This is a genomic window from Roseivirga sp. AWQ4_251 (genome assembly GCF_056158225.1).
In genome coordinates this window covers 874,446-900,833 of record NZ_JBSWSW010000002.1, presented here as the reverse complement: position 1 = coordinate 900,833, position 26,388 = coordinate 874,446, and the positions used below count along the sequence as shown (strand labels likewise).

The window sequence follows — 26,388 nt, the reverse complement described above, 5'->3', positions numbered from 1 at the left end:
GGGCTAATATTATGCTCCAAACATGAAGAGTCATTTTTTTGATGTCAACTTTGTGTTTCAAACCAGAATCGACTTTGGAACTTTCAATACACAGTGACGAATTTTTTATGGGCGAAGCCTTAAAACAGGCCCATTTAGCTTTCGAAAAAGGAGAGGTGCCTGTTGGGGCGGTGGTGGTAGCCAATAAAAGAATTATCGCCAGAGCCTATAACCAAACAGAACAATTGAATGATGTAACCGCCCATGCCGAGATGCTGGCGCTCACTTCTGCTTTCAATTATTTAGGTGCGAAATACTTAAATGATTGCACGTTATATGTCACTTTGGAACCCTGCGTAATGTGTGCAGGAGCTCAATATTGGGCTCAATTGGGCAAATTGGTGTATGGAGCGAAAGATGAAAGAAGGGGATTTAGCTTACATGAAAAAAATCTTCTTCATCCGAGAACAGAAGTTGTATCTGGTTTGTTGCAAGAGGAGAGTGGAGAACTTCTGAAGAAGTTTTTTTCTAACTTAAGGCCGCAATAAATTTTTGTAAAACCATAAAATAGATCTAACCATGGCATTTGAACTTCCAGATTTACCATATGCATTCGATGCACTAGAACCACACATTGATGCAAAAACGATGGAAATCCATCACGATAAACATCACGCAGCTTATACCAGCAAACTAAATGCAGCTATAGAAGGTACTCCAATGGAGCACAAGTCTATTGAAGGCATATTGGCTGAAGATTTTGGAAACGCTGCAGTGAGAAATAACGGTGGTGGATATTACAACCACAACTTATTTTGGTCAGTAATGTCTCCTGACGGAGGAGGCGAACCAACAGGCGATTTGGCTGAAGCTATTAACGCTGCTTTTGGTTCTTTCGAAAAATTCAAAGAGGAATTTGCTAATGCTGCAGCTACTCGTTTTGGGTCTGGCTGGGCATGGCTTTGTGTTCAATCAGGAGGCAAAGTAGAGGTTTGCTCTACCGCAAATCAGGATAACCCTTTAATGCCAGAAGTTGGCTGTGGAGGAGCTCCAATTCTAGGACTAGACGTTTGGGAACACGCTTATTACCTAAACTACCAGAACAAAAGACCAGACTACATTGCTGCGTTTTTCAACGTAATCAACTGGGAAGAAGTAAGCAGAAGATACGATTTGTTTAAGTAATTAGTCTTAAACTGATTTAAAAGGGTCACCATTTGGTGGCCTTTTTTTGTGTCTTTAGGACAGGTGTACTTAAGTCAAATAAAATTAATAAATGTTTAAATTATATTTTTATTGATGTGTATGGCAAATTCCTTTATTTTGAAGGTTCAAATAATGTGAATTTTTAAGATGAAGAGAGGAGCCTTGTGGTTAGCTGTACTTTGTATGGCTTTTTTTGATTTAAATGCTCAAGTAGAGGAGTTTGAATTTGGTGATATCAGTAAGTCAGACTTAGAAATGACAGTTTATCAGGCTGATTCTGGAGCTGCCGCTGTTTACCTTTTGGATAAAGGAGTGGTGGAGTTTAATGAGAGGGATTTTAATATGTACATGATCCAACATGTTCGGATTAAAATTTTAAAGGAATCTGGCTTTAAGTGGGGCGATGTGGTCCTTAACTATAACAAAGGAGATGCGAACATCTCAAAACTAAAAGCCGCTACTTACAATTTGGTGGATGGGAAAATTAAGGTTACTGAAGTTGGAAAAAGGGATTGGGTGGATGAAAAAGTAACTGATGAACGTTGGACAAAGAAGGCTTCTTTTCCTGAAGTTAAGGTAGGTTCAATAATTGAATATACCTTCGTGAAAAAAGCTGGTAGCCTAACGTATCTACCTGGCTGGATTTTTCAATCATCTATACCTGTTCGTTATTCAGAATTCTACATTGATATTCCAAAATATGGAGATTATCAGCCCATGATGAAAGGCTACGTTCGGCCAGTCTATAACGATGTTAGTAAAGACAAGTATCACATTATTATGAAGGATGTCCCTTCACTTGATAAGGAGTTGCATGTTACTAGCATGGAGAATTTTAGATCGGGGATTCAATTCGAAATAAAAGCAATAAGTGTCCCTGGATATAAGCCTGAAGTCTTTATGCAAGATTGGGGAGCCATAAATAAGGAATTGATTGGAGATGAGGACTTTGGAAAGGCACTCGAGTCATCGTCTCAGGTCAAAAGGATTTACCCGGAAGATAAACCCTGGAAAAATGATGAAGCCAGCCTTATAGAAATCTTTGACTATGTCAGAGATCATTATGAATGGAATGATCGATTGGGTATTTATATGATGAACAAACCAAGGCAAACTTGGGATGAAGGAAAAGCAACTGCGGCAGAGATCAATATGACACTCATTATGTTTTTGCGTAATGCTGGAATAACAGCTGATCCAGTGCTTCTGAGCACACGAAGCCATGGATACGTTAATAAATTTGTTCCTCTCGCTAATCAGTTTAATGCCACAATTGCCTCCGCTACTATTGGAGATAAAACGTATTTGTTAGATGCAACGGATAAGTTAAGACCCTTTAATATTCTACCGGTTAGATGTCTAAATGGTGAGGGTCTTAAAATTTCAGCAAGTGGACCAGAATGGGTAAACCTGTACGCAAATAATGAGGTGGATGGCCAAGTGATTTCGGGAAACATCCGCTTCAATGACGATGATGTCTTAGAAGGAGATATGGACGTTATATTCCGTGGTATTGCTTCTACAAGAGCTAAAGAATTACTTGCAGACCTCGAAAAAGATGAAGATAGAAAGGAGATTTTTGAAACATTAGAAAGTGAAATTGAGGAATTAGTCATTGAATCTGCTGAAACTCCTGGAATGCAAGTTAGGGCTAAGTATAAATTTGTTCATGACAGCAATGTGGACTTCTTGGGGGATAAAATCTTCCTTAATCCCTTACTTTTAAAGTATGTGAAGGAAAATCCCTTCAAATTAGAAACTAGGGTATACCCAGTCGAATTTGTCGCACCTATTCAGAATACTTATATCTATAATATCAATATCCCTGAGGGTTATGAAGTGGAAGAATTACCCAAAAATTTGAGTATGTCGCTTCCTGAGAATGGTGGTAAGTATACCTATATGGGAGGGCAAATGGGAGAGCAAGTTCAGATCGTAATTCGCCTCAACTTGTCTAAAACCCAATATTTACCTGAAGAATATGGTGCGTTAAGAGAATTGTTTAATCAAATAGTATCTAAGCAAGAAGAGCAGATAGTTTTTAAAAAGAAGGGATCCTAAGCCATGAAAAAGTTGAGCTTCATTTTTTTAGCAGCTTTGTTCTCAAACTGCTTATTTTCTCAGGATTACAATGCTAAAACCATTCCTGAAAATCTCAAAATCGATGCCGATGCTGTGATTAGAAAGTGGGATACCTACATGCAAATTCAAGACTTGGAAAAGTCAGTTTTCAAGGTGAGCAGGGCAATTACAATTCTCAATGAAGATGGAGATAGGTTTGCTCAATTTACTGAGTTCTATGATGAGCTTGATAAAATCAAGAAAATAGACATTACTATTTATGATGCAGAAGGGAAGCTTGCTAAAAGAGTAAAAGGGTTTGAAATTCAAGATATTAACTATACTGATGCTGGTTCTCTGTACGATTCAGAAAGGGTCAAAGCTTATTTCCCTGATAGCTTTGACTATCCTTACACAGTAGAAATAGAATTTGAAAAAACTCAGCGTTCGTCAGTTTATTACCCTGTTTGGAACATGAGAAGATCACAGGGGTTATCTGTTGAAAATGCTCAGCTCGTTGTGGAAACGCCTTTGGCTTTTGGCCTCAGATACAGAGAAAGTAACTACGAGGGACAGGTAGAAATAGAGAAGGATGATGCCAAGGAACATTATCGTTGGCATGTATCGAATTTGCCTGCTCTAGAATCTGAATATAGAGGCCTTTCGGTATATGATATGAGCCCTCATGTGATTTTGGCTCCTACTAACTTTAGTATGGAAGGCTATTCTGGAACTATGGACAATTGGGAGAACTTCGGTAAGTGGAGTTATGAATTAAATAAGGGTAGAGATAAACTTCCTGAAAATGTTATTTCAAAACTAAAGTCATTAACTGCTGGCCTATCATCTGATAAGGAGAAAATAAAAGCTGTTTATGAGTATATGCAGTCTCAAACTCGCTATGTGAGTATTCAGTTAGGCATTGGGGGCTTTCAGACTTTTGATGCAATGAGTGTTGCTAACAATGGTTATGGAGATTGTAAAGCCCTAACGAACTATACATACAGTCTTTTGAAGGAAGTCGGAATCAAGGCTTTTTATACGCTGGTACGAGCCGGGGATGACGAAGATGATATTCTTGTAGACTTTCCAAGCAATCAATTCAACCATGTAATTCTATCTGTGCCTATGGAAAAGGATACGGTTTGGTTAGAGTGTACAAGTCAAACGGCTCCCTTTAACTTCTTAGGAGGGTTTACGGCTGATAGGCACGCCCTAATGATTACAGAAAATGGAGGGAAATTGGTGAAAACGCCAAGTTATCCCATGGAAGAAAACAAGCAGATTAGAGAAGGGCTGGTTACTTTGGATGAGGAAGGCAATGCTAAAGCTTCAATTCAGACTGTTTTTGAAGGTAGGCAGTATGACGATTATGCAAGTGTGATCAAGATTGGGAGGGAAGATCAGAGAAAACATCTATTGTCCAGTATAGACATACCATCGTTTGATCTGGGCGAGTTTTCTTTTGATGAAGAGAAAACAGAATCCCCAAGAATTACGAGAAAGGTGGAATTGGGGATGAGGAAATATGCTACTAAAACAGGTAAAAGATTCTTTTTTGTGCCCAACATTATGAATCGTCAGGATGTCACACCTCCGAAAAATGCGGATCGTAAATCTCCTATTATCATTAAATATGCATATATGGATGTGGATAGTATTACTTTTCAGTTGCCGGAGAAACTGAGGTTAGAGTTCAATCCCGATCCTGTTAATGTTGAAAGTGTTTTTGGAAATTATAATGTAACATACTCTTTTGACGAGGCTACGAATCAAGTGACTTACGTACGAACGATAAAAATGCACAAAGGCCGATTTCCAGCCTCTAGCTATGATGATTATCGGAATTTCAGAAGAGACATTGCTCGGGCTGATAAGAGTAAGTTGGTGTTGATTGGAGGCACCTAGAAAACATCAAAAAAAGCTGCCAATTGGCAGCTTTTTTCATAAGTAAGTAGTTGTAGTTTAGTTGTTTGAAGGTTTGAAAAAGGCCGAATCACGAAGCCTTCTTCATAAGTTTTTCAATTTCTTCTGCAGTATGTACTTTTTGATCTACTATGCTTTCGCCATGTTGGCTTAAATCCAATCCCATATCTTCTGCCTCACTGCTTACACGCATAGGAATGATCATATTTGTCAATTTGAAAAGTAGGTAAGATAAACCGAAAGTAAAAGCGCCTACTAAAAATACAGCGGCTAGGTGACGGAAAAATGTAGTGGTTTCTCCATAAATTAATCCTACATCTTTGGCAAAAACACCTGTTAAAATCATTCCGACAATACCTCCTACACCGTGGCAAGGAAAAACGTCTAGGGTATCGTCAATTCCTGTTTTGTTTTTGTAGTAAACTACAATGTTGGAAACAATCGCTCCAGCTACACCAATGAATATACTTTGGCCAACGGTAACAAAACCAGCTGCAGGAGTAATGGCTACCAATCCAACAACGGCCCCAATAGAAGCGCCCATGCCTGAAATTTTTCTTCCCATAAGCGCATCGTAGAAAACCCAGGCCAACATAGCGGCTGCCGAAGCTACGGTAGTGGTAGCAAAGGCCATTGCAGCGCTAGAATTGGCGCCAAGAGCAGAACCTGCATTGAAGCCAAACCAACCGAACCAAAGCAGGCCAGTTCCCAGCAAAACGTATGGCACATTGGCCGGTTGGTGATCACCATTCCCATGGTTTCTTCTTTTTCCTAGAATAATTGCCGCGGCTATGGCAGCAAATCCAGCCGACATATGCACTACAGTTCCACCGGCAAAATCTAATACTCCCCATTTTCTCAAGAATCCTTCAGGATGCCACGTCATGTGAGCTAAAGGAGCATATATCACAATGCTGAAAAGAATGATGAAAAGTAAAAAGCTCGAAAATCTTACGCGTTCAGCAAAACTTCCTGTGATTAATGCAGGAGTGATGATTGCGAATTTCATTTGAAACAAAGCGAAAAGTATAAATGGAATAGTGGGAGCTAGATCTGCTTGAGTGGCTTCTCCAACACCTTTAAAGAAGGCAAAAGTAGTTGGGTTGCCCACTATTCCACCAATGCTGTCTCCAAAAGCCAAGCTAAATCCAAAAGCGACCCACACCAAAGTGATTATTCCCATGCAAATGAAGCTTTGAAGCATAGTAGAAATAACACTGGTTTTGTTTACCATGCCTCCATAAAAGAAGGAAAGACCAGGCGTCATTAGTAATACAAGACCTGTAGCGGCTAACATCCATGCTGTATCAGCTCCATCGATGTTTGCGTCTGCTACAACTTCTCCATTGCTTACATCAAATAAGCTTATTAGTGCCACGAGAATTAAAATGGCAAATCCGGGAATCCACTTTTTTCTAATCATTTTTCGCTGGTCTATTGATTTCAGCTATAAATTTAAGCTTAAAAACATCAATATTCTGTAAATGAAGCAAAAAATGGTTTTAAAATGATGTGTATGATTGCTAATTCTGTGAAATCGTTTGAAATGAGATCATAAAAAAAGCCGCTTTGAGCGGCTTTTCGTATTTTGGCTTAGTGAAGCTTCTTTTCAATCGTTTCGATTTTTGGTTTGGCATCTTCTCTGCCCAAATCGAATGCTTTTCTGTAGTTTTCCAAAGCCAGTTTATAAGTTGCCTTTTTCTTAGCCGGAGCCAATTTGGTTCTTTGAGCAGCCAAAGCATAAGCTTCTCCTTTAGTAAAATGTGCATCGGCTTCGTTAATTTTGAAGGCAGAATTCATTTCGCTAATCTGGCGCTCCATTAGTTCGATCTCTAAAGTTTTAACTGCTATTTGCTCATCTTGGCTCAAAATGGTTTCAGCTTGAAGATTGTTAAGCGCAGTCAATTTTTGATTGTTGCTTTGCTCGTCATTTAACTTGGCTTGTAAGAGTGCGATAGCATCTTTTTGCTGTTGAAGCTCAGCTTTTAAGTCTTTCAAGTTTTTGGCGTAGGTGTTTTGAGCACTTTTCGATTCCTTGATTGTTTTTTCAAGACTGGCAATCTTTTCAGTGGTTTGAGCTACGAAAGTGTTCAATTCGCTCATTTGCTCTAAGAACTCTTCGTTGGAATCCGAGTTCTCTAGTGACATGCGAATTAACTTTCTGCCTAAATCAATGGAGTCCATCAACGTCATGGCCTGAACTAAAGTGGAGGAAGCTTTTTGGCTTGTAACCAACTCTAACTGAAGGCTGTCAATCTTGGAGCTTAATTCAGAATTTTCTAATAATAAGGTCTTCTCTTTTTGATTACAGCTAGTGAGTGTAAGGGCAATGAGAACTATAAATGCGTACTTTTTCATTTTCAAATTTGTGTTTGAGCCATTTGACGGAGCTTTGTCTCAAGGTCACATTTTTGAATATGAAATATTTTTGAAGCTGGATTTTTACTGCTTTTTCAGAAGTTCTTTTAGCTCGTTTAGCTCATCTCTCAATCTGGCAGCTTCAATAAAGTCGAGTTCTTTAGCGGCTTTTTCCATTGATTTCTGAGTTTTCTGAATCATTTTTTCCAAGCCTTCTTTGCCCATGTACGCTACAACTGGATCTGCGGCAACAGAAACGCCTTCACTCTCAGCATAGTAATTCTTTTTCTGTTTTTTGGAATCGGCTACCGAAGTTTGTCCCATAATGGCTTCTTTCGATTTTTTAACCGTTCTAGGAGTTATTCCATGTTCCTCATTATAGGCCTGCTGAATGGCTCTTCTTCGGTTAGTTTCATCAATGGCCATTCTCATGGAATCGGTAATTTTATCGGCATACATAATTACCTGGCCGTTCTCATTTCTTGCAGCTCTTCCAATGGTTTGAACTAAAGAGCGCTCATTTCTCAAGAAGCCCTCCTTGTCAGCATCAAGAATAGCAACTAGCGAAACTTCTGGTAAATCAAGCCCTTCACGCAGTAGGTTTACACCTACAAGTACATCAAAAACACCTAATCGAAGTTCTCTTAAAATCTCCACACGATCGAGTGTGCTTACTTCGGAATGGATGTAACGAACCTTAATATTCGCTCTTTCTAAGTATTTGCTAAGTTCTTCTGCCATTCGTTTGGTAAGTGTTGTCACCAAAACGCGCTCTTCTTTTTGAACTCTGATGTCGATTTCTTCAATCAAATCATCAATTTGGTTAGGGCTAGGGCGAACTTCTATAATTGGGTCGAGAAGCCCTGTTGGGCGAATGATTTGCTCTACAACTTCACCTTGAGTTATGGTAAGCTCGTACTCGGCTGGCGTGGCGCTCACGTATATGGCTTGGTTCACAAGGCCTTCAAACTCATCGAATTTCAAAGGGCGGTTGTCCATGGCCGATGGTAATCGGAAACCGAATTCTACCAAATTTTCCTTTCTGGAACGGTCGCCTCCCCACATGGCTCTAATTTGAGGAACTGTAACGTGGCTTTCATCAATAACCATTAAGTAGTCATCGGGGAAATAGTCAAGCAAACAGAAAGGACGCTGGCCTCGGCTTCTTCTATCGAAATAACGAGAATAGTTTTCAACCCCAGAACAATAACCTAGTTCGCGCATCATTTCCATGTCGAACTCGGTTCTTTCTTTCAGTCGTTTGGCTTCCAAGAATCTGCGGTCGTCTTCAAACTGCTGAATGCGGTCTACAAGGTCGTCTTGGATTTCGTGAATGGCTTGGTGAAGAACATCTTTTCCCGTAACAAAGAGATTTGCAGGGAAAATGGTGATGATTTTTTCGTCCGAAAGCTTTTTGCCAGTCTGTGGATCAATCATCTGAATGGCTTCAATTTCATCTCCCCAGAAATAAATCCGGTAAGCAAAATCACCATAAGCAATAAAAATGTCTACAGTATCACCCTTCACACGGAAGGTTCCTCGCTTAAATTCCGCTTCGGTTCGGCTATAGAGAATATCGACCAAGGAGAATAGCAGTTGATTCCGTGAAACGATATCTCCAACCTGAAGATGAATCACGTTTTTGCCAAACTCATCGGGGTTTCCAATACCATAAATACAACTTACAGAAGCCACTACAATTACGTCTCTTCTTCCTGTAAGTAGGGAAGAAGTCGCACTCAGTCTCAGCTTTTCAATTTCATCGTTAATGGAAAGATCCTTTTCTATATACAGATTACTGTTTGGAATAAAGGCTTCTGGCTGATAATAATCGTAATATGAAATGAAGTATTCGACCGCATTATTTGGGAAAAACTGCTTGAATTCTCCGTAAAGCTGAGCGGCCAGTGTTTTATTGTGGCTTAGAATTAATGTGGGTTTTTGCACCTCTTGAATCACATTGGCCACAGTAAAGGTTTTTCCTGAACCAGTAACGCCTAATAAAACCTGCCCTGGCTCACCCGCTTCAATGCCTTTGGTTAAAGCCTTAATGGCTGATGGCTGGTCTCCGGTAGGTTCAAATTGAGATGTGATTTCGAATTGCATAAGGTAAATCTAAGCTAAAGTGACCTTATGCGAAACTAGGTCAGCACGTTTTTAGTTCAGCTTTTCTGCGGAACGGTTAGGCGTTCCAAATCTTCCAAGCCGCTTCAGCTTGGCCGTAGAGCATTTCCAATCCGTTTTTAATCCAACAATTGGCCTCCATTCCCTTTTTCATAAAAGCAGTTTCCAACGGATTGTAAACCAAATCATACAACATATGCGCTGGCGTTAATTGCTCATAAGGCAGATCAGGCAAGGCATCTGTATTTGGGGCCATTCCCAACGGAGTTGTATTGATAATCAGCTGATGGTTGGCAATTGCTCTTGAGGTTTTAATTTCCTCATAGCTGAGTTCGCCTTTTTCTGGGTTTCTAGAAACTAGTTTGAAATCTATGGATAAATCTCCCAAAGCGGCTTGAACAGCTTTTGAAGCTCCACCCGTACCGAGGATTAGGGCCTGTTCGGGCATTGGCTTGGCACCAACAAACTTGATTAAAGAATTTTTGAAGCCTATGTAATCGGTGTTGTAACCGGTGAGCTTTCCTTTACTGATTTTGATGGTGTTGACGGCTCCAATTTCTGAAGCCTTTTCTTCCACTTCGTCTAAAAATTGAAGTACCAATTCTTTATAAGGAATGGTGACATTCAAGCCTTTCAGCTTTGACGTGTTCTTAATCAAAGCTGAAAGCTCTTCAATATCATCTAATGGATAAAGTTCATACTCAGCGTCAATCCCTTCCTTTGCGAACTTTTCTGTGAAGTATTTTTTGGAGAAGGAATGGCCGAGCGGAAAACCAATCAGTCCAAACTTTCGCATTTATTTTTCTGGATTTAAGAAAGCTGCAATTCTATCGATAGCCAATACAAGCAAAAAACCGCCTGCGGCAAATAGAATCGCTTCAAGAAAAAACGGTTCTGCGCCTGTTTTGGCAAAGTACTCATTCGGAAGCACGTTGGCTTCAACCAAAGGTTTGATTTCGCCATGGCGATCTACATACGTTTCAATGGCTTCTTTCCACGGCCAAACTTTGTAAAGCGAACCGATCATAAATCCGGAGAGAATACCCACCGTAATGTTGTGGTATTTTTTGAACAACCAGCTTACCAAACGGGCAAAACTCAATAAACCTACAACACAGCCCAGTGCAAAGAAGACAATATCGGTAATGCGAAATTCTTTAAGGGCCGAAAGAATGTATTCATATTTGCCGAAAATGAGCAAAATGAATGCTCCGGAAATACCAGGCAAAATCATTGCACAAATGGCAACAGCTCCGGCTATAAATAAGAACCAACTAGATTCTGGCGTTTCGGCCGGAGTTGATGAGGTGATGAAATAAGCGGCTAAGGTGCCTAAAATTATGGCGATAAAAACACCAAGGCTCCATTGCTTAATTTCTCTAAGAATAATAAGGGCAGAAATTACGATTAGGCCAAAGAAGAACGACCAAACTTGAATTGGATATTCACTAAGTAGGTGAGTAATCACCTTGGCCAAGGTAAGAATACTGGTGGCAATACCTGCTAGTAAAGTCACCAGAAAACTTCCGTTTATGTGTTGCCAGAACGCTTTGATTTTGAGCTGCTTCAACAAGTTCAAAGCCTCCAAATCAACACTGCGAATAGAATCGAGAAGTGTCTCGTAAATGCCAGTGATAAATGCGATTGTCCCACCCGAAACACCAGGTACAACATCGGCACTACCCATAGCAATCCCCTTTAAATAGAGAAGAATGAAGCTCTTAATGCCCTTCATGCTTAAATGTCAAGAAAGTGGTCGAAAGTATCGCCTCTTAAGCCTAAGCGAATGGTTTCAAGTGGAATAACTTCTTCTGGAGCAATGTTTCCTAAGTTTACATTCGCACCCATAAGTTTGATGAAATATACTTGTTGGGCTTTTTGTGGAGCTTCCCAGATGATTTTTTCGAAAGGAATTTTAGTCAAAATTTCTTGAACCAAACCAGATCTCACTTCTCCAGTAGAACGGAATAAGCCAACGTTGCCGCTCTCTCTCGCTTCTCCAATTACTTTCCAAGAACCAGCATCCAATTCCTTTTGCATCAATTCAATCCACTTATAAGGAGGAATGATTTTTTCTGCATCTTTTGAACCTACTTCTGAAAGAACGGTAACCTGTTTTGCCAATTCGCTAATGTATTCGCACTTTTTATCGTGGTCCATTTCTATAGAACCGTCAGAAACCTCGGCAAAAGGAACTTGATATTTATCCAGAACCTTTCTGTAGTCGTCAAACTGATCTCTGATAATAAAAGCTTCGAAAAGAGTTCCTCCGAAATAGAAAGGAATTCCCGCTTCTCTGTACACATTCAGTTTTTCCTGAAGATTAGGGGTAACGTAAGAAGTTGCCCATCCTAGTTTCACAATGTCCACATGCTCGCCACATACGCTTACGAAATCCTCAGCTTGTCTCACGCTAAGGCCTTTGTCCATGGCCATGGTGAAACCTTTTTCTCTTGGTTTTTGTGTCCTCTCGGGCACATTATTCAAAAAATAATGCATTTAATTTTTCTTTCGGTATTGATCTATGATCTTAAATAAGGCCTTTTGGGTTTCCAATTTTGGAAAGTAATCGAAAAGAACCTCGTGATTTTCGAAGTCCAAAATTAAGGCATTTTCCAGATAAGCAAAGGCTTCTTTGTATCTACCTGCCGAGATTTGGTAAACCACCATTCTGTAAAGCAGGTCAGAATTTTCTGGAGATTCTTCCAAAGCTCTCTCTATCAGTTCAATGGCCTTAATATGTTCGCCTTGTTCGTAATGAAGAAGAGACCAATCGAGCCAAATCATTTCGTTGACAGGTTCTAGCATGGCAGCTTCTTGATAGGCTTCAAAACTCGAAACATAGTTGCCTACTTGTTGTTCGGCATCTGCAATTGCAAGCCAATAGTTGGCATTTTCAGGGTCAAGTTTTAAGGCTTTGTTGAAGAAGTGGATGGCTTCGTAGTATTTATCCTGGCAAGCCAAGCAGCAGCCGATTCCATACCAGGCATCTTCGTAAAACTGATCTAGTTTTGAAGATTTTCTGTAGTATTTAATGGCAAACTCGTATTGCTCTAATTTTTCATAGGCCGTACCAATACAGCAATAAGTTTCGGCTGAAGGCCCTTCATTGCTTAACGTATTTTTATAAGCTTCAAGCGCCTCTTGAAACATATCTAGGTTCATATAGGAATTTCCCATATTGAACCAAGCTGAAGAAAATGTGTCGTCAATTACCAGAGCGTAGTCGTAAGCTTTAACAGCTTCTTCATAGCGCTCCAACTTATTCAACACAATTCCCAAGTTATACCAAGCATAAGTTGAATAGGGGTCTTGATCGATGAATTGCTTGTAGTAATCTACACTGTCTTCAAGCTTACCCGTTACGTCAAGGCAGTAAGCCAGTTCGTAAAGGGCATTTTCATGATTTAGATTTTCTTCAATGGCCTTTTTGTAATAGCCGATTGCTTCTTCGTATTTCGAATTGGTTTGGTAGGTAATGCCTACGTTGTAGAACACTTCGGATTTGTCTTCAGCATAATCCAGTGTGTTCAATAACACTTCAACCGCCTTTTTATAGTCGCCAAGAAAGGAATAAATGGTGCCTTTAACCGTGTTCAATTCCACATCGTTTGGATGTAAATTTTGAGCATCGTCAATCACCTTTAGAGCTTCCTCATAATTTTCCTTGCCTATGTGGCATTGCGCCATAAGCAAGCTGATTTCCTGTGAAAAAGGAAATTGATCTATAGCTAGTTTGCAGGCTTTAAGTCCTTTTCCGAATTGCAAATGATCGATATAGTACTGAATTATGGTTTCAAATTCAGCGATATCGAAAAAGTGAAATGATTTCTGCTTGAGTTGCTCCTCGAATTTCTTAATCAGCCCGCGTTCCTCTTCTCTGCTCGGATAGTCTTCTTGCATTGATGTAGAATGGTTTCTTCAAAGTAAGGAATAATTGATTCCTAAACTATTCCGCAAACGGAATTTTTTCAAACCCGTTTTTGCGTATTTCTTTTAAAGCTTATGCATCGATTTTAGTTCCTTAACGCACCAGTCAAGTGTATCGTCTAAGCTCCTAAATTCGAAGTTGAGTGCTTTTTTAACTTTATCGTTTCTAAAGTGGTATTGCATTCTAGAAAGCTTGGCGGTATCGCTGGTTATTAACGCGCTGGTTCTTGTAATTCTTGAACGAAGAAACTCCAGTTTTACGGCCAATTTCAGAAGCCAATAGGGCACAGGACGCGAAGGTGCTTTTTTGCCAAATCTCTGCGCAATTTTTGCAAAGAACGATTGGTAATCGCTTGTGCCGGCATTCACCACAAAACGTTCGCTATGAATGTCGGAATCTAAAAGCTTTACGGCAATTTCGGCTACATCACGCACGTCAACAAAATTTACAGTTCCTTCAGGGTGAAAAGTTTTTGAGCCGTACGCATATTTGAAAACCGAAGTACTTCCATTGCCCCAAAGACCAGGGCCGAGTACAATTGAAGGATTAATGATTTTAACTTGAAGGCCTTCTTGTTCTCCTCTCCACACTTCTAATTCTTGAAGGTATTTAGAGCGGGCATACACAGAATCGTATTCAGTACCTTCCCACTTATCTTTTTCATCAATAAATTTTTGGCCTGGTTTTCGGCCAATAGCGGCTACAGAACTGATTTGAAGAAACTTCTTTACGCCTTTTTTTAGGCAGGCATTTACCAAATCGGCAGTACCTTTTACATTGGTTTTGTACATGCGCTCCTCATCTCTTTTATCAAAAGAAATGATAGCTGCACCATGAACAACGCCTTCTATTCCTTCAAGCGCATCAAGAAGAAAAGTGGTATCGTTCATGTCGCCATGAACCCATTCTATCTGGCCAGCAATATCTTCAATAAGCGTCAATTGGCTCGATTCTCTTTTTACAGCACGAATGCTGTGACCTTTGCTTAAAAGTTCGCGACAAATGAAGCTTCCGAGCAAACCTGTGGCGCCAGTAACAAATATCATACGTTATAGGGTGTTGTTCAGCAGGTCTAAGTCTGCCAATTTTTTAAAGTATTTGGTTTGAGTAGCTGATTTCAGCAATTCAATATGGGCCATTTTGTGGCAGTCGGAACCTACAAGTTTAACGGCTTTCATATCAATTAGCTTTTCAGCAAATTTCTGAACCGGTTTGGAATAAGCCCCTGTAAGTGACGGTAAGTTGATTTGAAAGAATAAGTTTCTGTCCACAAGCTCATCTAACAAATATTGACTTTGGTGGAGGTACATATATCGCTCAGGGTGGGCATAAACCGGTTTATAACCTTTTAAGCTCAATTTGAACGTTACTTCTTTCAATTGAGGGGGTTGGTTCATGAAGGCCGTTTCGAAGAGTACGTAATTGTCGCCAAAAGTTAAAAGAGGCGCGTCTGAATCAATCAGGTCAATAAAGGCCTCGTCCAAGTAATATTCGGAAGCAGCTTCTAACTGAATGGAAAGGCCTGCTTCTTTTATGGCTTTTCTTACTTTTTCTAAACCCGGTAAAATAGTTTCTGCAGAATTGTCATAAGTGCCGGGCATGGAATGCGGTGTTGTAATCACTTTCTCGTAGCCAAGCGCTTCCATTTCTCTCAATATAGCAATAGACTCTTCGATGGACTGAACACCATCATCCAATTCTGGAATCAGGTGAGAGTGAACATCTGTTTTTATTGGGGAAACAGAGGCTTGTGCAGCACTATTTTTCTTAAGAAAAGAAAAGATACTCAAAATGTTGGGTCTTTTTTGTATTCCGCAAAAGTAGGCAAAAGTTTGTCCTTTTCAGAAACGATGGGATTTTCTATTTGCCAGTCGATATTTAAATCTGGGTCATTCCAGATTACACCGCCTTCTGATTCTTTATTGTAGTAATTAGAACATTTGTATGAGAATACACTGTCTTCCAAAGCTAGAAATCCGTGGCCAAAACCCTCAGGTACAAGAAAAAGGTTGTGTCTTCCTGCGTCTAAAACAACAGAATGATATTGCCCAAAGGTTGGTGAATTATGCCTTAAATCAACGGCAATATCTAAGACTTTTCCCATTATTACTCTCACAAGTTTGGCTTGGGTATAAGGGCCTGCTTGATAGTGAATTCCACGTAAGGTTCCTTTTACTGAAAATGACTTATTATCCTGAACAAAGTCACTTTTAATTCCCAACTCCTCAAAAGTATTTTTTCTATAAGACTCGAAAAAATAACCTCGTTTATCACCAAAAACATTTGGTTCAATCTCATATAAATCGGCTATAGGAGTTTCAATAATTTTCATGCTTTGGAATTTGTGTTAAACTTAATGTGTTGTTTTTAACAATCAAATTGCTTTTCATCTCAAACCTAACTTGAAAATAGCATCTTCTAACCAATGTTTAGATGGATAGTTCTATTTGTAAGGCGAATTTAGAAATCGCATCGATATGTGCTAATTTTGAAAGCTTTATGGGAGGATATTTAACAACTGATACAGAAAAAGATACGGCCATTATGGTGGCCTTAATCAATAGAGAGCAACCTGAGGAAAAGGTTGTGGAATATTTAGATGAGCTCGCTTTTTTGGCTGAAACCATGGGTTTGGAGGTAGTGAAGTCTTTCACTCAACGCTTGGATAAACCTGAGGTGCGTGCTTTTGTGGGCAAGGGAAAACTTGAAGAAATTCAGACTTATATCACTGCCGAAGACATTAAGGTGGTAATTTTTGATGATGATTTGAGCCCTTCACAAATGCGAAATTTGGAGAAGGAATTAAAGGTAAAAATCTATGATCGAAGCTTATTGATTCTTGATATTTTTCTTCATCGAGCGCAAACCGCTCAAGCAAAAACTCAGGTTGAGCTGGCTAGGTCGAATTATTTACTTCCTCGCCTTACCCGTATGTGGACTCACTTGGAGAGGCAAAGAGGGGGGACTGCGACCCGTGGTGGAGCTGGAGAGAAGGAGATTGAGACTGACCGTAGGATGATTAGAAATCAGATTACGGTTTTGAAAAAGAAGCTTCAGAAAATTGAAATGCAAAATGCCGTTCAGCGTAAATCCAGAACGAATATTGTTCGCGTGGCGCTGGTTGGCTACACCAATGTTGGCAAGTCTACTCTTATGAGGCTAATGACCAAAGCCGATGTATTGGCCGAAAATAAACTTTTTGCCACAGTTGATTCTACGGTAAGAAAAGTGGTGATTGATAACATCCCATTTCTTTTATCGGACACAGTGGGTTTCATTAGAAAACTACCAACTCACTTGATTGAGTTGTTTAAATCTACCTTAGATGAGGTTCGCGAAGCGGATATTTTGTTACACGTGGTCGATGTTTCGCATCCATATTTCCAAGACCAGATGGAAACGGTTCATCAAACATTAGTAGATCTTGGCTCGGCAGATAAACCAACTATTACTGTTTTCAATAAAATTGATCAGCTAAACGAAAACCTCGACCCTGAACTTGAAGCCGAAATGGAAAATCCACCTATGACTATTGAAAGGTTGAAAAAAACCTATCTCAACGAAGAAGGAAAAGATGTGGTATTTATTTCGGCTACTGAAAAGGAAAATATAAATGAACTGAAAGACGTGATTTTAGAGAAGGTGAAAAAGAGGCATTTTACCATCTTCCCGAATTACTTGAAAGACACGTATTATTAATTAATTTTGCCCTCCTTCATAGGAAATGGCCCTGTAGTTCAATGGATAGAATAGAAGTTTCCTAAACTTTAGATCTAGGTTCGATTCCTAGCGGGGCTACTGCTATCAAAAGCCATCATTCGATGGCTTTTTGTTTTTTCCACAAAATAAACCCCCAAGAGCTAGTTGTCTTTGAAAAATGTAAATTTAATAATAAATAATTGTTTGTTTTGATTGAGGTGTGTTCTTGATAGTTTTGCTTAGAATGGTGCCTATTGGTTTTTAATGATTTGTTTTTCAATAGGTTATTGTATTGAGAAAACTTTATTTATCTCTTCTTTCTTTTGGCTATTTTAAAATTCATGAAATAGTATAATCTTTGTGTTATAGGTTAAGTCCTATTTTTTGCTTCAATCAATCGTTACTTAAATTGCTGTTCTTCCTTCAAATGGATACAGAAAGTCTATATGCTCAAGGCTTTATATTTTGCTGTTTTTATATAGGTATACTTATGTCTAATTCTCCCGTAGCTAAAATTAAATTTTGGTGATATGGGCATGAAGAACGGGAGTCATCATTTGCCTAAAAAAGTCGCCATAATAGGCAGTGTAGGTGTGCCAGCGAATTATGGTGGATTTGAAACGCTTTCCGAGCAATTGGTGAAACACCTTTCCGCTGACTTCCAGCTCACTGTATATTGCAGTTCGAAGCATTATGATCAAAGGCCTAGCGAATATTTAGGTGCCAAACTCCGTTACATTCCCTTGAAAGCCAATGGGTGGCAGGCAGTATTCTACGATATTTGGTCAATCTTGCATGCATTCAGGAAAAACGATACTCTTCTTATATTAGGAGTTACAGGAGCCATTATTCTACCTTTCATAAATCTTTTCAAGGTCAAGACTATCGTTCATATTGATGGTTTGGAATGGAAGAGAGATAAGTGGAGGAGCTTTGCTAAAATGTTTCTGAAGTTCTCAGAATCCATTTCTATGAAGTATGCCACTGAAATTGTGATTGATAACGAAGGAATGATAGAGGTTATATCCCCTCTTTATAAAAGAAAGAATTTCCAGTTGATTCCATATGGCTCTGAAACCGATAATGCCGGATTTGAGCGATATTTCCAGAATGGACTTATTCCTAAATTCTCTTATGCGTTGGCTCTTTGTAGGATCGTTCCAGAGAACAATGTAAGGCCTATTTTGGAAGCTTTTTCTAACCAAACTAATGGTTTAAAAATTGTTTTTGTTGGGAACTGGCAGGTTAATGCTTTTAGTCAATCCCTCTACTCAGAATTTAAGGATAACCCTAATATTTTACTATTTGATCCAATATATGATCAGGCTAAAATTGAGGCCTTAAGACAAAGATGTAGTTTATATATTCATGGACATTCTGCAGGAGGCACAAACCCTTCTTTAGTTGAGGCAATGAGGTCGGGAGTGCCTATAATTGCTAAAAATGTTACTTTCAATAAGGTGACAATGAAAGGTTATGGGATGTATTTCAACGAAAGCAAAGACCTTGTTCAGTTGATTGCGAAACGAAACGAATACGATCTACTCCAAATCGGAAATGACCTCAAAAAGGTTGCTTTTGAGGAATATTGCTGGGAAGATATAGCTCAAAAATACGCTAAGATTTTTTAGTCTAATTTACTCTACTAGCATTCCAAAACGCTTCTGCAGAATCTTGGACAATTCGGTCAAAGGATTGCCAGTGATCAGATTGCCGGTCATTTTCAGTAGCCCCTTTCAATAGCGTAGTCCAAGTTGTAGCTATCATGCCTTTGACCTTTTCATTCTTCAAATTGTAGGCGTAATTTGAGAATTTTCTAGTGATTTCGGGTACGTTGTAAGTGGCCCCATATGTAGCGAAACCATCTTTGATAAAAGTATTTAAGCTCGGGAAGTTAAGTTTTTGACTTAATTTTTGTCTGTAATGTTTGTAATGCCAATCACAAATCACAACGTCTTTAGGTATCTGGGTTCGGAGTTTGGCATAAGCTTTATTTCCGTTAAGGGAACCTTGATGCATTTCAGGGAATTCTTCAGGGTAAAGTAGCATGTCTCCCCACATCCATGTTTGCATACCCTTCGATTTAATGTAATTATTCAGCTTTACTACATCTTTTAAAAAGTCTTCTGGTTTGAGTAATGGGCCAAATTTTTTCACCTCTTCAGGCTTTATACCCACCAATTCATCGTGCCCAATATGGAGAGCTTTTGGGTGGATAAGCTCTACAATTTCATCGATGTATGCGAAAACTAAATCGTAAACCGCCTCATTGTTAGGGTTGTAGGTTCTCTCATTAAGCATTAATTTGGGGAAGGTTTCTTGGTTAATGAATTCTGTGTTTTGGTGAGTTAGTGTGGCTAGGTGAGGGATAATATCGATGCCTAGTTCGGCAGCTCTCTGAACCCATTCTTTAAAATCTTGCTTCTCTAGTAAAACAGGTTTCCATAAGGATTTGATGCTTTCAAACTTTACTGAATTCGTAAGTTTTACAATGATTTTGTTGAAATGCCCTCTCCATGCTCTCTTTAGGGCTTCATCCAAGCCCTGTATGGTCATGTTTTTTAAGTTGATGTGGAGAATTCTGTCTTCAAGATCTGGCCAATCCACTATTTTCTCACCTTTTATTTGAGGTTTTGGGCCTTTAGATATTTCAAATTCCAAACTGGCTAAGCCGTTTAAAATACCAGCTTGGTTCAGTGCTTTTACGCTGACTTTTTCGGCCCCAAACTCCAGAATATAGGCTTGATTTTTTAGAGATTGACTGATTTTAAGGTTGTCTATTTCTGAAATTGAACTCAGTATTTCAGTTCGGACTTCCAATTCTGAGCCATTAGATACGGGTGTGTTTTGACCGAATGTCTGGTTAATCACTTCCGAAGCAAAACCCAGATTCTGATTGGAGAAAGTCAGTTTTTTATAGGAAAGCTGTAAACGTTTACCTTCTATTCTTTTATAAGACGGAGCAGAAATTTTATTGGCAACCACTCTCATCCCCTTATTTCTCATTGCCCTTTCAGGGATTTGATAGGCATTTAAGCTTGTGCCAAAGATCATTAAAAGTAAAAAAGACATGAGCTTTACTAGTTCAAAACCTTTATTGCAGAGAAAGCGATTCATAAGCCTTTTTATAATTAAAGTAAATCTTCCACTTCCTTAACTCATTTGACTGGTATAAGTCTATGGGCTAAGTAAAGATTTTTTAACTGTGAGATTCTTTGAGTTGAAATTCTTGCTCATTAGCTTCTTCGACACTTGCTAAATTATTAACCTTAGATGGATGAATATATTTGTAGTAGTACATAATTCCGAAGAAAAATGCGATCACACCAATCTTCTTAACAGCAAAGCCCGCGAAAATATTATGAAAGAAGAGGTAAACTAAAAAAGTTTGGATGGTTACCATAAAGGTATCTCTAGAGCTTTTCTCAACCCTAATGCCATATTTGAAAGGCAGAATAAATGGTATGATAAGAATAAGAAAACCAACAATTCCATTCAGATATAAAATGCCAAGCCAGCCAATATCTGATGGGAAAAAGTGCTCAAAAAGTCCTCCAAAACCTTCGTTCCATCGGCTACTCACAAACCCATTTCCAAGCCAAGGGTGTTGGTCAATGCCTTCCCAAGCAATAGCCGCCTGATCAATTCTCGAAGCTGCAGAACCGTCTGTAACTTCTCCCCCAATGAATACATTGAGTCCACTAGAAAAAAGCTGAAAAATGGAAGAAAGTGTGCCGCTAAAAAACAGAATTCCCACACTTAAGAATAAAACTCCTCCAAGCAGGGAACCCGATACAAAGAATATCTTCTTCTTATAAGAAAGCTGAAATACAATGAAATATAAAATGCCCATAAAGATGGCTGCTAATAAGGACCTCCCTTTTACAAAAACAATGAGGTAGCCTAAGACAGCGACAGCGATCAGTAAGTATTTTTTATTCCGTTCAAAGTTGAATTTATAGATGCTATAGAAGAATAAGAAAATAGTAAAAAAGTGATTTATGTTATATTTCACTCCTTTATTCGTAGACATTACTGCAAATGAAGTGCCCGCAAACAATGAAGGAGGAACGAAAGCATACAGAAATAAGGAAATTAGAAAGTAAGGAATGGCTACCTTCTTGACAACGCTTTCAAGATCATATATCGTGAACCAGTCCTTCTCTAACGCGTAGGTTAGCATTAAGGCCGAAATAATGTAGAATTTCCCCCTATCCGCGAGAAGACCATATATAAAAGGCTGTTTGAAAACCGCCATTGCTTGATAGGCACTTATAAAAGGGACAATCATGATGAGCAGCACTAAAAAAAGGAGTTTGCTGAAGCTCCCTTCTTTCAACGACTTGGCAACGTAGAAAAACAGGAATACGACTTGGATAATTAGTAATGCTGTATTGCTAAGTTCGTGGAAAAATGGGATAGGGACATTGAGGAAAACATTAAACTCAATAAGAAGCAGAAATGCTAAAATAGATTGAGTTAAAGGATTTCGTTTTAAGATTAAAGGAGTAGTCTCTACCATGAATCACAAAAATAACCACTAAAATTTTATAGAAGAAAACAGTTAATTATCGTGATATCTAAATATTCTGAATGTTGAGACATTTGGTTTTTGCTTCAAAAATCAAATTAATGTATTTGAATGTAGTGTTTTTTTGATTTGAAATGATTTGACTTGATAAAGAATCATCATTTTAGGCCAATTGCATTTTTTTAGTTTGTGCTCTTTTTTTATGTTAATAAGTATTAAGTTATTTTTGAAAGCTAAATGCTTGTAAATGAAAAAACAACGCTTGCAAAGGGTGAGAAAGGAATATAGTTATTTTACTTTTTTAAATTGCATTTTTTTAACTCTGTTAATATCGGGTTGCTCTCAAAACAATGTGCTATTTCAAAATACTAATATTGAGCCTTCACCATCTGTAGGTGGGGCGGAAGTTGTTTTTCCCAAATTACACCGATTTGAGCCAAACGATGTGGTTAGGGTTAGGTTTTTAAGTTCCTATGATTTGCCCACAGCCAATGTAGGCCAGGAAAAGGCACAATCCTATCAGGATGACTTTATTGTTCGAGAGGACGGTTCAATTATTCTCCCCATAATAGGAAATGTTAAAGTTCAAGGTTTAACAAGGCTAGAACTTTCAGAGAAACTAGTTTCTCTTTATAAAGACCATATCAATGACCCAATAATAGATGTGATGGATTATGGCCTTTCTGCTAAAGTTTTAGGAGAAGTGTTAAGGCCTGGTAAGTATCCTATTGAACCAGGTAAGAGCCATATTACGGATTTACTGGCAGAAGCTGGCGGGCTTACAAATTATGCTGACCGCAGGGTAATTTCAATTATTAAGCAAGGTGAAGATCAAGCCAAGGTTTTTGAGGTGGATCTTACTAACATCAATAATTACTCTCGTTCGGAACTTATGATAGAAGATGGAGACCTCATTTTCATTAAGCCAATTAAGAGTAAAAACTTGACTGAAAATGCGAGAAACTATTTCTGGTTTACTTCAATCGCTTCAGTTATTGTGTCTATGGTTTTATTAATTGATAGGAGAAGATGAGTAGGGATATAAAGAGAAACCATAACCAGGAAGTTGTTTCAGATAAAATCCAAATTCAGCGTACGGTAAAGGCATTAAAATCCAAGTGGTATGTTCCACTTTTGTTGGTGGTTTTGGCTGTTGGCCTGGTTAAAATTTATACACGTTATAGAAACAACAGCTTTGTTTCGGAAGCAACTGTTGAAATCATAGATGATAATAGTGCTTCGGAGTTTCTATCAGCAGACTTGTTCGAAACGGCTTTTACCAGAACGGATAAAATTTTAACAGAAGCCGAAGTCATCAAAACCAAAAACCTTGTGGAAAGGGCTTTGGTAAAAATGCAGTATAAGATAAACTACAGCAAAGTTGGGCCATTAAATTCCTACCCTCTTTACAGGCGTACTCCGGTAGTTTTATATACGCTTTCTAGAGAGTTGCAACGCCCTAAATACACATATAATATTGAAATCCTTTCCCAAACTCGCTATAAGCTAAAAGTAGAGTTTGACGAGAACGAACAAATAATTGAAGGTGGCTTTGGTGAGCAAAAGGAATTAAATGGAGAGAAATTCTCCATTGAAGTTTCTGCCGATCAATATGCCCATGAGCTCGAAGCAGGAAACAAATATAGATTTAAGCCAGTAAACGTTTTAGATTTAGTTCCTGTGGTTCAAAAGAGACTTTTGGTGACTCAACCTCGTGAAAGAGTTTCGATTCTCAACATTAATTTTAGCTGGAACAACCCAATTTTTGCCCGTGATTTTCTCTCCTCACTTTGTGAAGTCTATTTGGAAGATGAACTTCAGAGCAAATCAGAAACCGCTACAAACGTCATCAGTTTTATCGATAATCAACTTAAGACATTGAGTGAAGAGGTAAATAACTACGAAGCGAGAATTGCTGACTTCAAAGAGGAAAATAATCTGGTAAATATTGAAGGCGAGGCAAGCCAAAGTATGCAAACCATTTATCAGCTGGAAGCAGAAAAGCGACTGGTGGATATTGAGTTGATGAACCTAAGGTCTTTCAAAGCACAGCTCTCGCAAAAGTCCAGCGAAAAACTTTCGAGTATCAGCACTAAAGAGTTAGTAGACCCTTATTTAATCAAGTTGGTGACTAACCTGAATGAACTTCAATTGGCTAGAATTAATCAAGCAACAACACTAGGCCCAAAGAATAGAAGACTGCAAGAAACTGATGCCCAAATTGAAGAATTGATGAAAACCTTAGAGGGAAATATCAATTCTAGCATTAGCAGACTTCAAGAAAGTAGCGACTTTATTCAGTCTAAAATCGATAAGGTTTTTAATCAATATAAAGATATCCCTGATTTTCAGAGAGAGTATATGAACCTATCTAGAAATTTTGAAGTGAATGAAAAAGTATTGGCTTTGTTATTAGAGCGCAAGCTTTCTGCTCAAATTTCAAAAGCATCGATCACGGCTAACGCCAAACTTTTAGATGGCGCTAGTTTAAATATTCAGCCAAATGCAATGAGTGAGACCAAATTGATCTTGATCGCTTCTTCAGGTGCTTTTATCATTGCTATTAGTATTATTGCTTTCTTGTCCTTTTTCGATGACAAAGTATATGATAAGCAAGATATCGAAGAAGATTCTAACCTTTCTGTTATTGGAGTTGTTACCAAAACCAAGGTTGATAAGGAGAACACCATTGTTAGAGGAACCGATAGAGGAAAGTCTATTTTTAGTGAATCTGTCAACTCTTTAAGAACTAATCTTGAGTTTTTTGTGCCTGAAATGGAAGGATCAGGAGCAAAAGTAATTACTACCTCTTCTACTGTAAGTGGGGAAGGTAAATCCTTTGTTTCAGCCAACTTGGCTAACTCTTTTGTCAATTTGGGCAAAAAAGTTCTTTTAGTTGACTTGGATATGAGAAAGCCAAAGGTTCATAAGTTTTTTGATGCCGCAAACAACTCAGGTGTAAGTAATGTTTTGACAGGGAATAAAGCCTTATCCGAAGTAATCCGAGTGTCGGATAATGAGAATTTTCATTATATAACTTCAGGTGTAATTCCTCCAAACCCGATTGAACTTCTACAATCAGAGAGCTTCGCTAAAATGGTTGATGAAGCTAAATCAATGTATGAGATCATCATATTGGACACTCCACCTATCGGGATTGTGTCGGATGGCCTTTTTGCCATGAAGTTGTCTAGTTGTTCTATTTATGTGCTAAGGGCAAATTATTCAAGAAGATCGTTCCTTGCGTTGCCTCAAGAAACTATCGAAAAATATAATTTGAAGAATTTCTACATCGTTCTAAACGAATTTACCCAGTCAAATTCTGCGTATGGAACGGGGTACTCTGCTTATTACTACAAAAGCGGATATTTTGAAGATGATGGTAAAGGAAGTGGTTTAGGAAGACTGTTTAAACGGACTTGATTTAAAGCATAATGAATACAAATGCTCTTTCTGTTCATGGTCAACCCTTTTCTTTAAAGAGAAAATTCAGGGAGGTTTTCTTTGCTAACGATTTTAAGAAGGATCACTTTAAGGCATTAGATGGGCTAAGAGGCATTGCAGTTTTATTGGTGTTGTTTTCTCATGCAAGCAATGGAGAAATCTACTTTCATAGATTTTTAGACTTTAGTGGAGCAGGTAAAATGGGTGTGTATCTGTTTTTTATCCTTTCAGCTTATCTACTCGACAGACAAATTGTAAGGGCTTTTCAAACTAAAAGGGCTAACAGTGCTTTTTGGAAGAATTATTTTGTGAGAAGATTTCTCCGTGTTTATCCCTTGTTCTTTTTGGCTTTAGTACTCTACTACCTTCTAGATCATTTTGGTTATACCACGAGTATTAATACAATTTCGGACATACCGCTTCATCTTCTTCTTGTAAAGGGAGAAAATATATTTTGGTCTATTCCCGTGGAATTTAAGTACTACTTCATTTCTCCGTTCATCGTGTATTTAAGTTTCAAGTATTTGAAGCTTTCTACGATACTATTTAGCCTTCTTTTTCTTAGCCTAGCAGGTTTGGCCTTATGGGGGCATCAAATTTTTCATTTTTCCGATGTCTCTCCTCTTAAGTATCTGTCGGTATTTCTGGTGGGAACGTGGCTTTCGTTATATGAAGCTTCTTCTCAAACTTCTAAATCTAAACCGATTGAATGGTTAGGGACACTAAGTGTGTTGTTGGTTTTTGCGATGATAACGCCTCTTTTTCAGAAGCTTACTGGTGAATCGGTGGATTTTCAGGAGAGCCTTCTTTTCCTTCCTTTTGCTTTTTTATGGGGGTTAATATTGTATGCTTGCAAATATGGGTTGGGGTACATTAGAAAAATTTTTGAATGGGATTTTTTCAGGTTTATCGGAAATATAAGCTTTAGTGTTTATCTTTTTCATGTTCCTGTTTTGAAGGCTGTTAGAAACGATTTGTTCGGGGTTCCGGATGGTTTGAAGATTTACTTTTTTTTAGCCATAACGGTCATTGTTTCATCAGTGACTTTTATGCTGATTGAGCGTCCAATGATGAAAATCCGATGGTCTTCGGCTCCTAAAATTCATTAGTATAAGGTATATAATTTACT

Annotated in this window: 21 protein-coding genes and 1 tRNA gene; 10 read left to right on the top strand and 12 right to left on the bottom strand. The window is 38.5% G+C overall.

Going from position 1 to position 26,388, the window contains the following annotated elements:
- The first annotated feature begins 41 nt into the window (after nucleotides 1-41).
- From ACXACJ_RS18140 to ACXACJ_RS18125, 4 genes are all read left to right on the top strand, one after another.
- Nucleotides 42-527 carry a nucleoside deaminase gene (locus ACXACJ_RS18140; RefSeq protein ID WP_475135831.1) on the top strand — a complete coding sequence of 162 codons (486 nt, stop codon included), beginning with the start codon at nucleotides 42-44 and terminating at the stop codon, nucleotides 525-527.
- A 31-nt stretch (nucleotides 528-558) separates the two neighbouring features.
- Nucleotides 559-1,164, top strand: a complete 606-nt coding sequence (locus tag ACXACJ_RS18135; RefSeq protein ID WP_475135830.1) for a superoxide dismutase — start codon at nucleotides 559-561, stop codon at nucleotides 1,162-1,164.
- A 168-nt stretch (nucleotides 1,165-1,332) separates the two neighbouring features.
- Nucleotides 1,333-3,246 (top strand): DUF3857 domain-containing protein, encoded by a 1,914-nt coding sequence (locus ACXACJ_RS18130; protein WP_475135829.1) that lies wholly within the window; start codon nucleotides 1,333-1,335, stop codon nucleotides 3,244-3,246.
- A 3-nt stretch (nucleotides 3,247-3,249) separates the two neighbouring features.
- Nucleotides 3,250-5,154, top strand: coding sequence for a DUF3857 domain-containing protein (locus tag ACXACJ_RS18125; protein ID WP_475135828.1), 1,905 nt, complete (start codon nucleotides 3,250-3,252; stop codon nucleotides 5,152-5,154).
- Nucleotides 5,155-5,242: 88 nt separating this feature from the next.
- Here ACXACJ_RS18125 and ACXACJ_RS18120 read toward each other — a convergent pair whose 3' ends face one another.
- From ACXACJ_RS18120 to rfbC, 10 genes are all read right to left on the bottom strand, one after another.
- A complete protein-coding gene (locus tag ACXACJ_RS18120; protein ID WP_475135827.1) occupies nucleotides 5,243-6,595 on the bottom strand; it encodes an ammonium transporter in 1,353 nt (450 codons plus the stop codon).
- A 170-nt stretch (nucleotides 6,596-6,765) separates the two neighbouring features.
- Complete coding sequence (locus ACXACJ_RS18115; RefSeq protein WP_475135826.1) at nucleotides 6,766-7,530, bottom strand: hypothetical protein; 765 nt, start codon at nucleotides 7,528-7,530, stop codon at nucleotides 6,766-6,768.
- Between the two features lie 84 nt (nucleotides 7,531-7,614).
- Nucleotides 7,615-9,636 (bottom strand): excinuclease ABC subunit UvrB, encoded by a 2,022-nt coding sequence (uvrB, locus tag ACXACJ_RS18110; RefSeq protein ID WP_475135825.1) that lies wholly within the window; start codon nucleotides 9,634-9,636, stop codon nucleotides 7,615-7,617.
- A 76-nt stretch (nucleotides 9,637-9,712) separates the two neighbouring features.
- A complete protein-coding gene (locus tag ACXACJ_RS18105) occupies nucleotides 9,713-10,450 on the bottom strand; it encodes a shikimate dehydrogenase family protein (protein WP_475135824.1) in 738 nt (245 codons plus the stop codon).
- Nucleotides 10,451-11,389, bottom strand: coding sequence for a polyprenyl-phosphate transporter (locus ACXACJ_RS18100; protein ID WP_475135823.1), 939 nt, complete (start codon nucleotides 11,387-11,389; stop codon nucleotides 10,451-10,453).
- Between the two features lie 2 nt (nucleotides 11,390-11,391).
- Nucleotides 11,392-12,153, bottom strand: coding sequence for a phosphosulfolactate synthase (locus ACXACJ_RS18095; RefSeq protein WP_475135822.1), 762 nt, complete (start codon nucleotides 12,151-12,153; stop codon nucleotides 11,392-11,394).
- Nucleotides 12,154-13,557, bottom strand: a complete 1,404-nt coding sequence (locus tag ACXACJ_RS18090; RefSeq protein ID WP_475135821.1) for a tetratricopeptide repeat protein — start codon at nucleotides 13,555-13,557, stop codon at nucleotides 12,154-12,156.
- 93 nt (nucleotides 13,558-13,650) lie between these two features.
- Nucleotides 13,651-14,631, bottom strand: a complete 981-nt coding sequence (locus ACXACJ_RS18085; protein ID WP_475135820.1) for an SDR family NAD(P)-dependent oxidoreductase — start codon at nucleotides 14,629-14,631, stop codon at nucleotides 13,651-13,653.
- A 3-nt stretch (nucleotides 14,632-14,634) separates the two neighbouring features.
- Nucleotides 14,635-15,375: a tyrosine-protein phosphatase gene (locus tag ACXACJ_RS18080; protein WP_475135819.1), complete on the bottom strand. Its 741-nt coding sequence runs from the start codon at nucleotides 15,373-15,375 to the stop codon at nucleotides 14,635-14,637.
- Nucleotides 15,372-15,917, bottom strand: coding sequence for a dTDP-4-dehydrorhamnose 3,5-epimerase (gene rfbC, locus ACXACJ_RS18075; RefSeq protein WP_475135818.1), 546 nt, complete (start codon nucleotides 15,915-15,917; stop codon nucleotides 15,372-15,374). Before rfbC ends, ACXACJ_RS18080 begins: the two co-directional genes overlap by 4 nt.
- Before the next feature lie 167 nt (nucleotides 15,918-16,084).
- Here rfbC and hflX point away from each other — a divergent pair, with 167 nt between their 5' ends.
- The 3 genes from hflX (at nucleotide 16,085) to ACXACJ_RS18060 (ending at nucleotide 18,915) form a co-directional block, all read left to right on the top strand.
- Nucleotides 16,085-17,284 carry a GTPase HflX gene (gene hflX, locus ACXACJ_RS18070; protein ID WP_475136795.1) on the top strand — a complete coding sequence of 400 codons (1,200 nt, stop codon included), beginning with the start codon at nucleotides 16,085-16,087 and terminating at the stop codon, nucleotides 17,282-17,284.
- Nucleotides 17,285-17,311: 27 nt separating this feature from the next.
- Nucleotides 17,312-17,383 (top strand) — tRNA-Arg (locus ACXACJ_RS18065).
- 431 nt (nucleotides 17,384-17,814) lie between these two features.
- The gene (locus tag ACXACJ_RS18060) at nucleotides 17,815-18,915 is read left to right on the top strand and encodes a DUF1972 domain-containing protein (RefSeq protein WP_475135817.1); all 1,101 of its coding nucleotides are present in this window, start codon (nucleotides 17,815-17,817) and stop codon (nucleotides 18,913-18,915) included.
- A gap of 1 nt (nucleotide 18,916) precedes the next feature.
- Here the strand turns inward: ACXACJ_RS18060 and ACXACJ_RS18055 are convergent, their stop codons facing one another.
- A complete protein-coding gene (locus tag ACXACJ_RS18055) occupies nucleotides 18,917-20,356 on the bottom strand; it encodes a family 20 glycosylhydrolase (protein ID WP_475135816.1) in 1,440 nt (479 codons plus the stop codon).
- 127 nt (nucleotides 20,357-20,483) lie between these two features.
- Nucleotides 20,484-21,575, bottom strand: a complete 1,092-nt coding sequence (locus tag ACXACJ_RS18050) for an O-antigen ligase family protein (protein ID WP_475135815.1) — start codon at nucleotides 21,573-21,575, stop codon at nucleotides 20,484-20,486.
- A 592-nt stretch (nucleotides 21,576-22,167) separates the two neighbouring features.
- Between ACXACJ_RS18050 and ACXACJ_RS18045 the strand changes: the two genes are divergently transcribed.
- Genes ACXACJ_RS18045 through ACXACJ_RS18035 form a run of 3 tightly spaced genes read left to right on the top strand, consistent with a single transcriptional unit; the run spans nucleotide 22,168 to nucleotide 26,368 of the window.
- Nucleotides 22,168-22,848 carry a polysaccharide biosynthesis/export family protein gene (locus tag ACXACJ_RS18045; protein WP_475135814.1) on the top strand — a complete coding sequence of 227 codons (681 nt, stop codon included), beginning with the start codon at nucleotides 22,168-22,170 and terminating at the stop codon, nucleotides 22,846-22,848.
- Nucleotides 22,845-25,238 (top strand): polysaccharide biosynthesis tyrosine autokinase, encoded by a 2,394-nt coding sequence (locus ACXACJ_RS18040; RefSeq protein WP_475135813.1) that lies wholly within the window; start codon nucleotides 22,845-22,847, stop codon nucleotides 25,236-25,238. Before ACXACJ_RS18045 ends, ACXACJ_RS18040 begins: the two co-directional genes overlap by 4 nt.
- An 11-nt stretch (nucleotides 25,239-25,249) precedes the next feature.
- Nucleotides 25,250-26,368, top strand: coding sequence for an acyltransferase family protein (locus ACXACJ_RS18035; protein WP_475135812.1), 1,119 nt, complete (start codon nucleotides 25,250-25,252; stop codon nucleotides 26,366-26,368).
- Nucleotides 26,369-26,388 lie beyond the last annotated feature (20 nt).

Coding starts and splice junctions, on each gene's coding strand:
- ACXACJ_RS18115 (WP_475135826.1), bottom strand. CDS start 7,530: ATGAAAAAGTACGCATTTATAGTTCTCATTGCCCTTACACTCACTAGC.
- ACXACJ_RS18060 (WP_475135817.1), top strand. CDS start 17,815: ATGGGCATGAAGAACGGGAGTCATCATTTGCCTAAAAAAGTCGCCATA.
- hflX (WP_475136795.1), top strand. CDS start 16,085: ATGGGAGGATATTTAACAACTGATACAGAAAAAGATACGGCCATTATG.
- ACXACJ_RS18135 (WP_475135830.1), top strand. CDS start 559: ATGGCATTTGAACTTCCAGATTTACCATATGCATTCGATGCACTAGAA.
- ACXACJ_RS18055 (WP_475135816.1), bottom strand. CDS start 20,356: ATGTCTTTTTTACTTTTAATGATCTTTGGCACAAGCTTAAATGCCTAT.
- ACXACJ_RS18090 (WP_475135821.1), bottom strand. CDS start 13,557: ATGCAAGAAGACTATCCGAGCAGAGAAGAGGAACGCGGGCTGATTAAG.
- ACXACJ_RS18040 (WP_475135813.1), top strand. CDS start 22,845: ATGAGTAGGGATATAAAGAGAAACCATAACCAGGAAGTTGTTTCAGAT.
- ACXACJ_RS18035 (WP_475135812.1), top strand. CDS start 25,250: ATGAATACAAATGCTCTTTCTGTTCATGGTCAACCCTTTTCTTTAAAG.
- ACXACJ_RS18085 (WP_475135820.1), bottom strand. CDS start 14,631: ATGATATTTGTTACTGGCGCCACAGGTTTGCTCGGAAGCTTCATTTGT.
- uvrB (WP_475135825.1), bottom strand. CDS start 9,636: ATGCAATTCGAAATCACATCTCAATTTGAACCTACCGGAGACCAGCCA.
- ACXACJ_RS18140 (WP_475135831.1), top strand. CDS start 42: ATGTCAACTTTGTGTTTCAAACCAGAATCGACTTTGGAACTTTCAATA.
- rfbC (WP_475135818.1), bottom strand. CDS start 15,917: ATGAAAATTATTGAAACTCCTATAGCCGATTTATATGAGATTGAACCA.
- ACXACJ_RS18125 (WP_475135828.1), top strand. CDS start 3,250: ATGAAAAAGTTGAGCTTCATTTTTTTAGCAGCTTTGTTCTCAAACTGC.
- ACXACJ_RS18095 (WP_475135822.1), bottom strand. CDS start 12,153: ATGCATTATTTTTTGAATAATGTGCCCGAGAGGACACAAAAACCAAGA.
- ACXACJ_RS18100 (WP_475135823.1), bottom strand. CDS start 11,389: ATGAAGGGCATTAAGAGCTTCATTCTTCTCTATTTAAAGGGGATTGCT.
- ACXACJ_RS18130 (WP_475135829.1), top strand. CDS start 1,333: ATGAAGAGAGGAGCCTTGTGGTTAGCTGTACTTTGTATGGCTTTTTTT.
- ACXACJ_RS18120 (WP_475135827.1), bottom strand. CDS start 6,595: ATGATTAGAAAAAAGTGGATTCCCGGATTTGCCATTTTAATTCTCGTG.
- ACXACJ_RS18105 (WP_475135824.1), bottom strand. CDS start 10,450: ATGCGAAAGTTTGGACTGATTGGTTTTCCGCTCGGCCATTCCTTCTCC.
- ACXACJ_RS18050 (WP_475135815.1), bottom strand. CDS start 21,575: ATGATTGTCCCTTTTATAAGTGCCTATCAAGCAATGGCGGTTTTCAAA.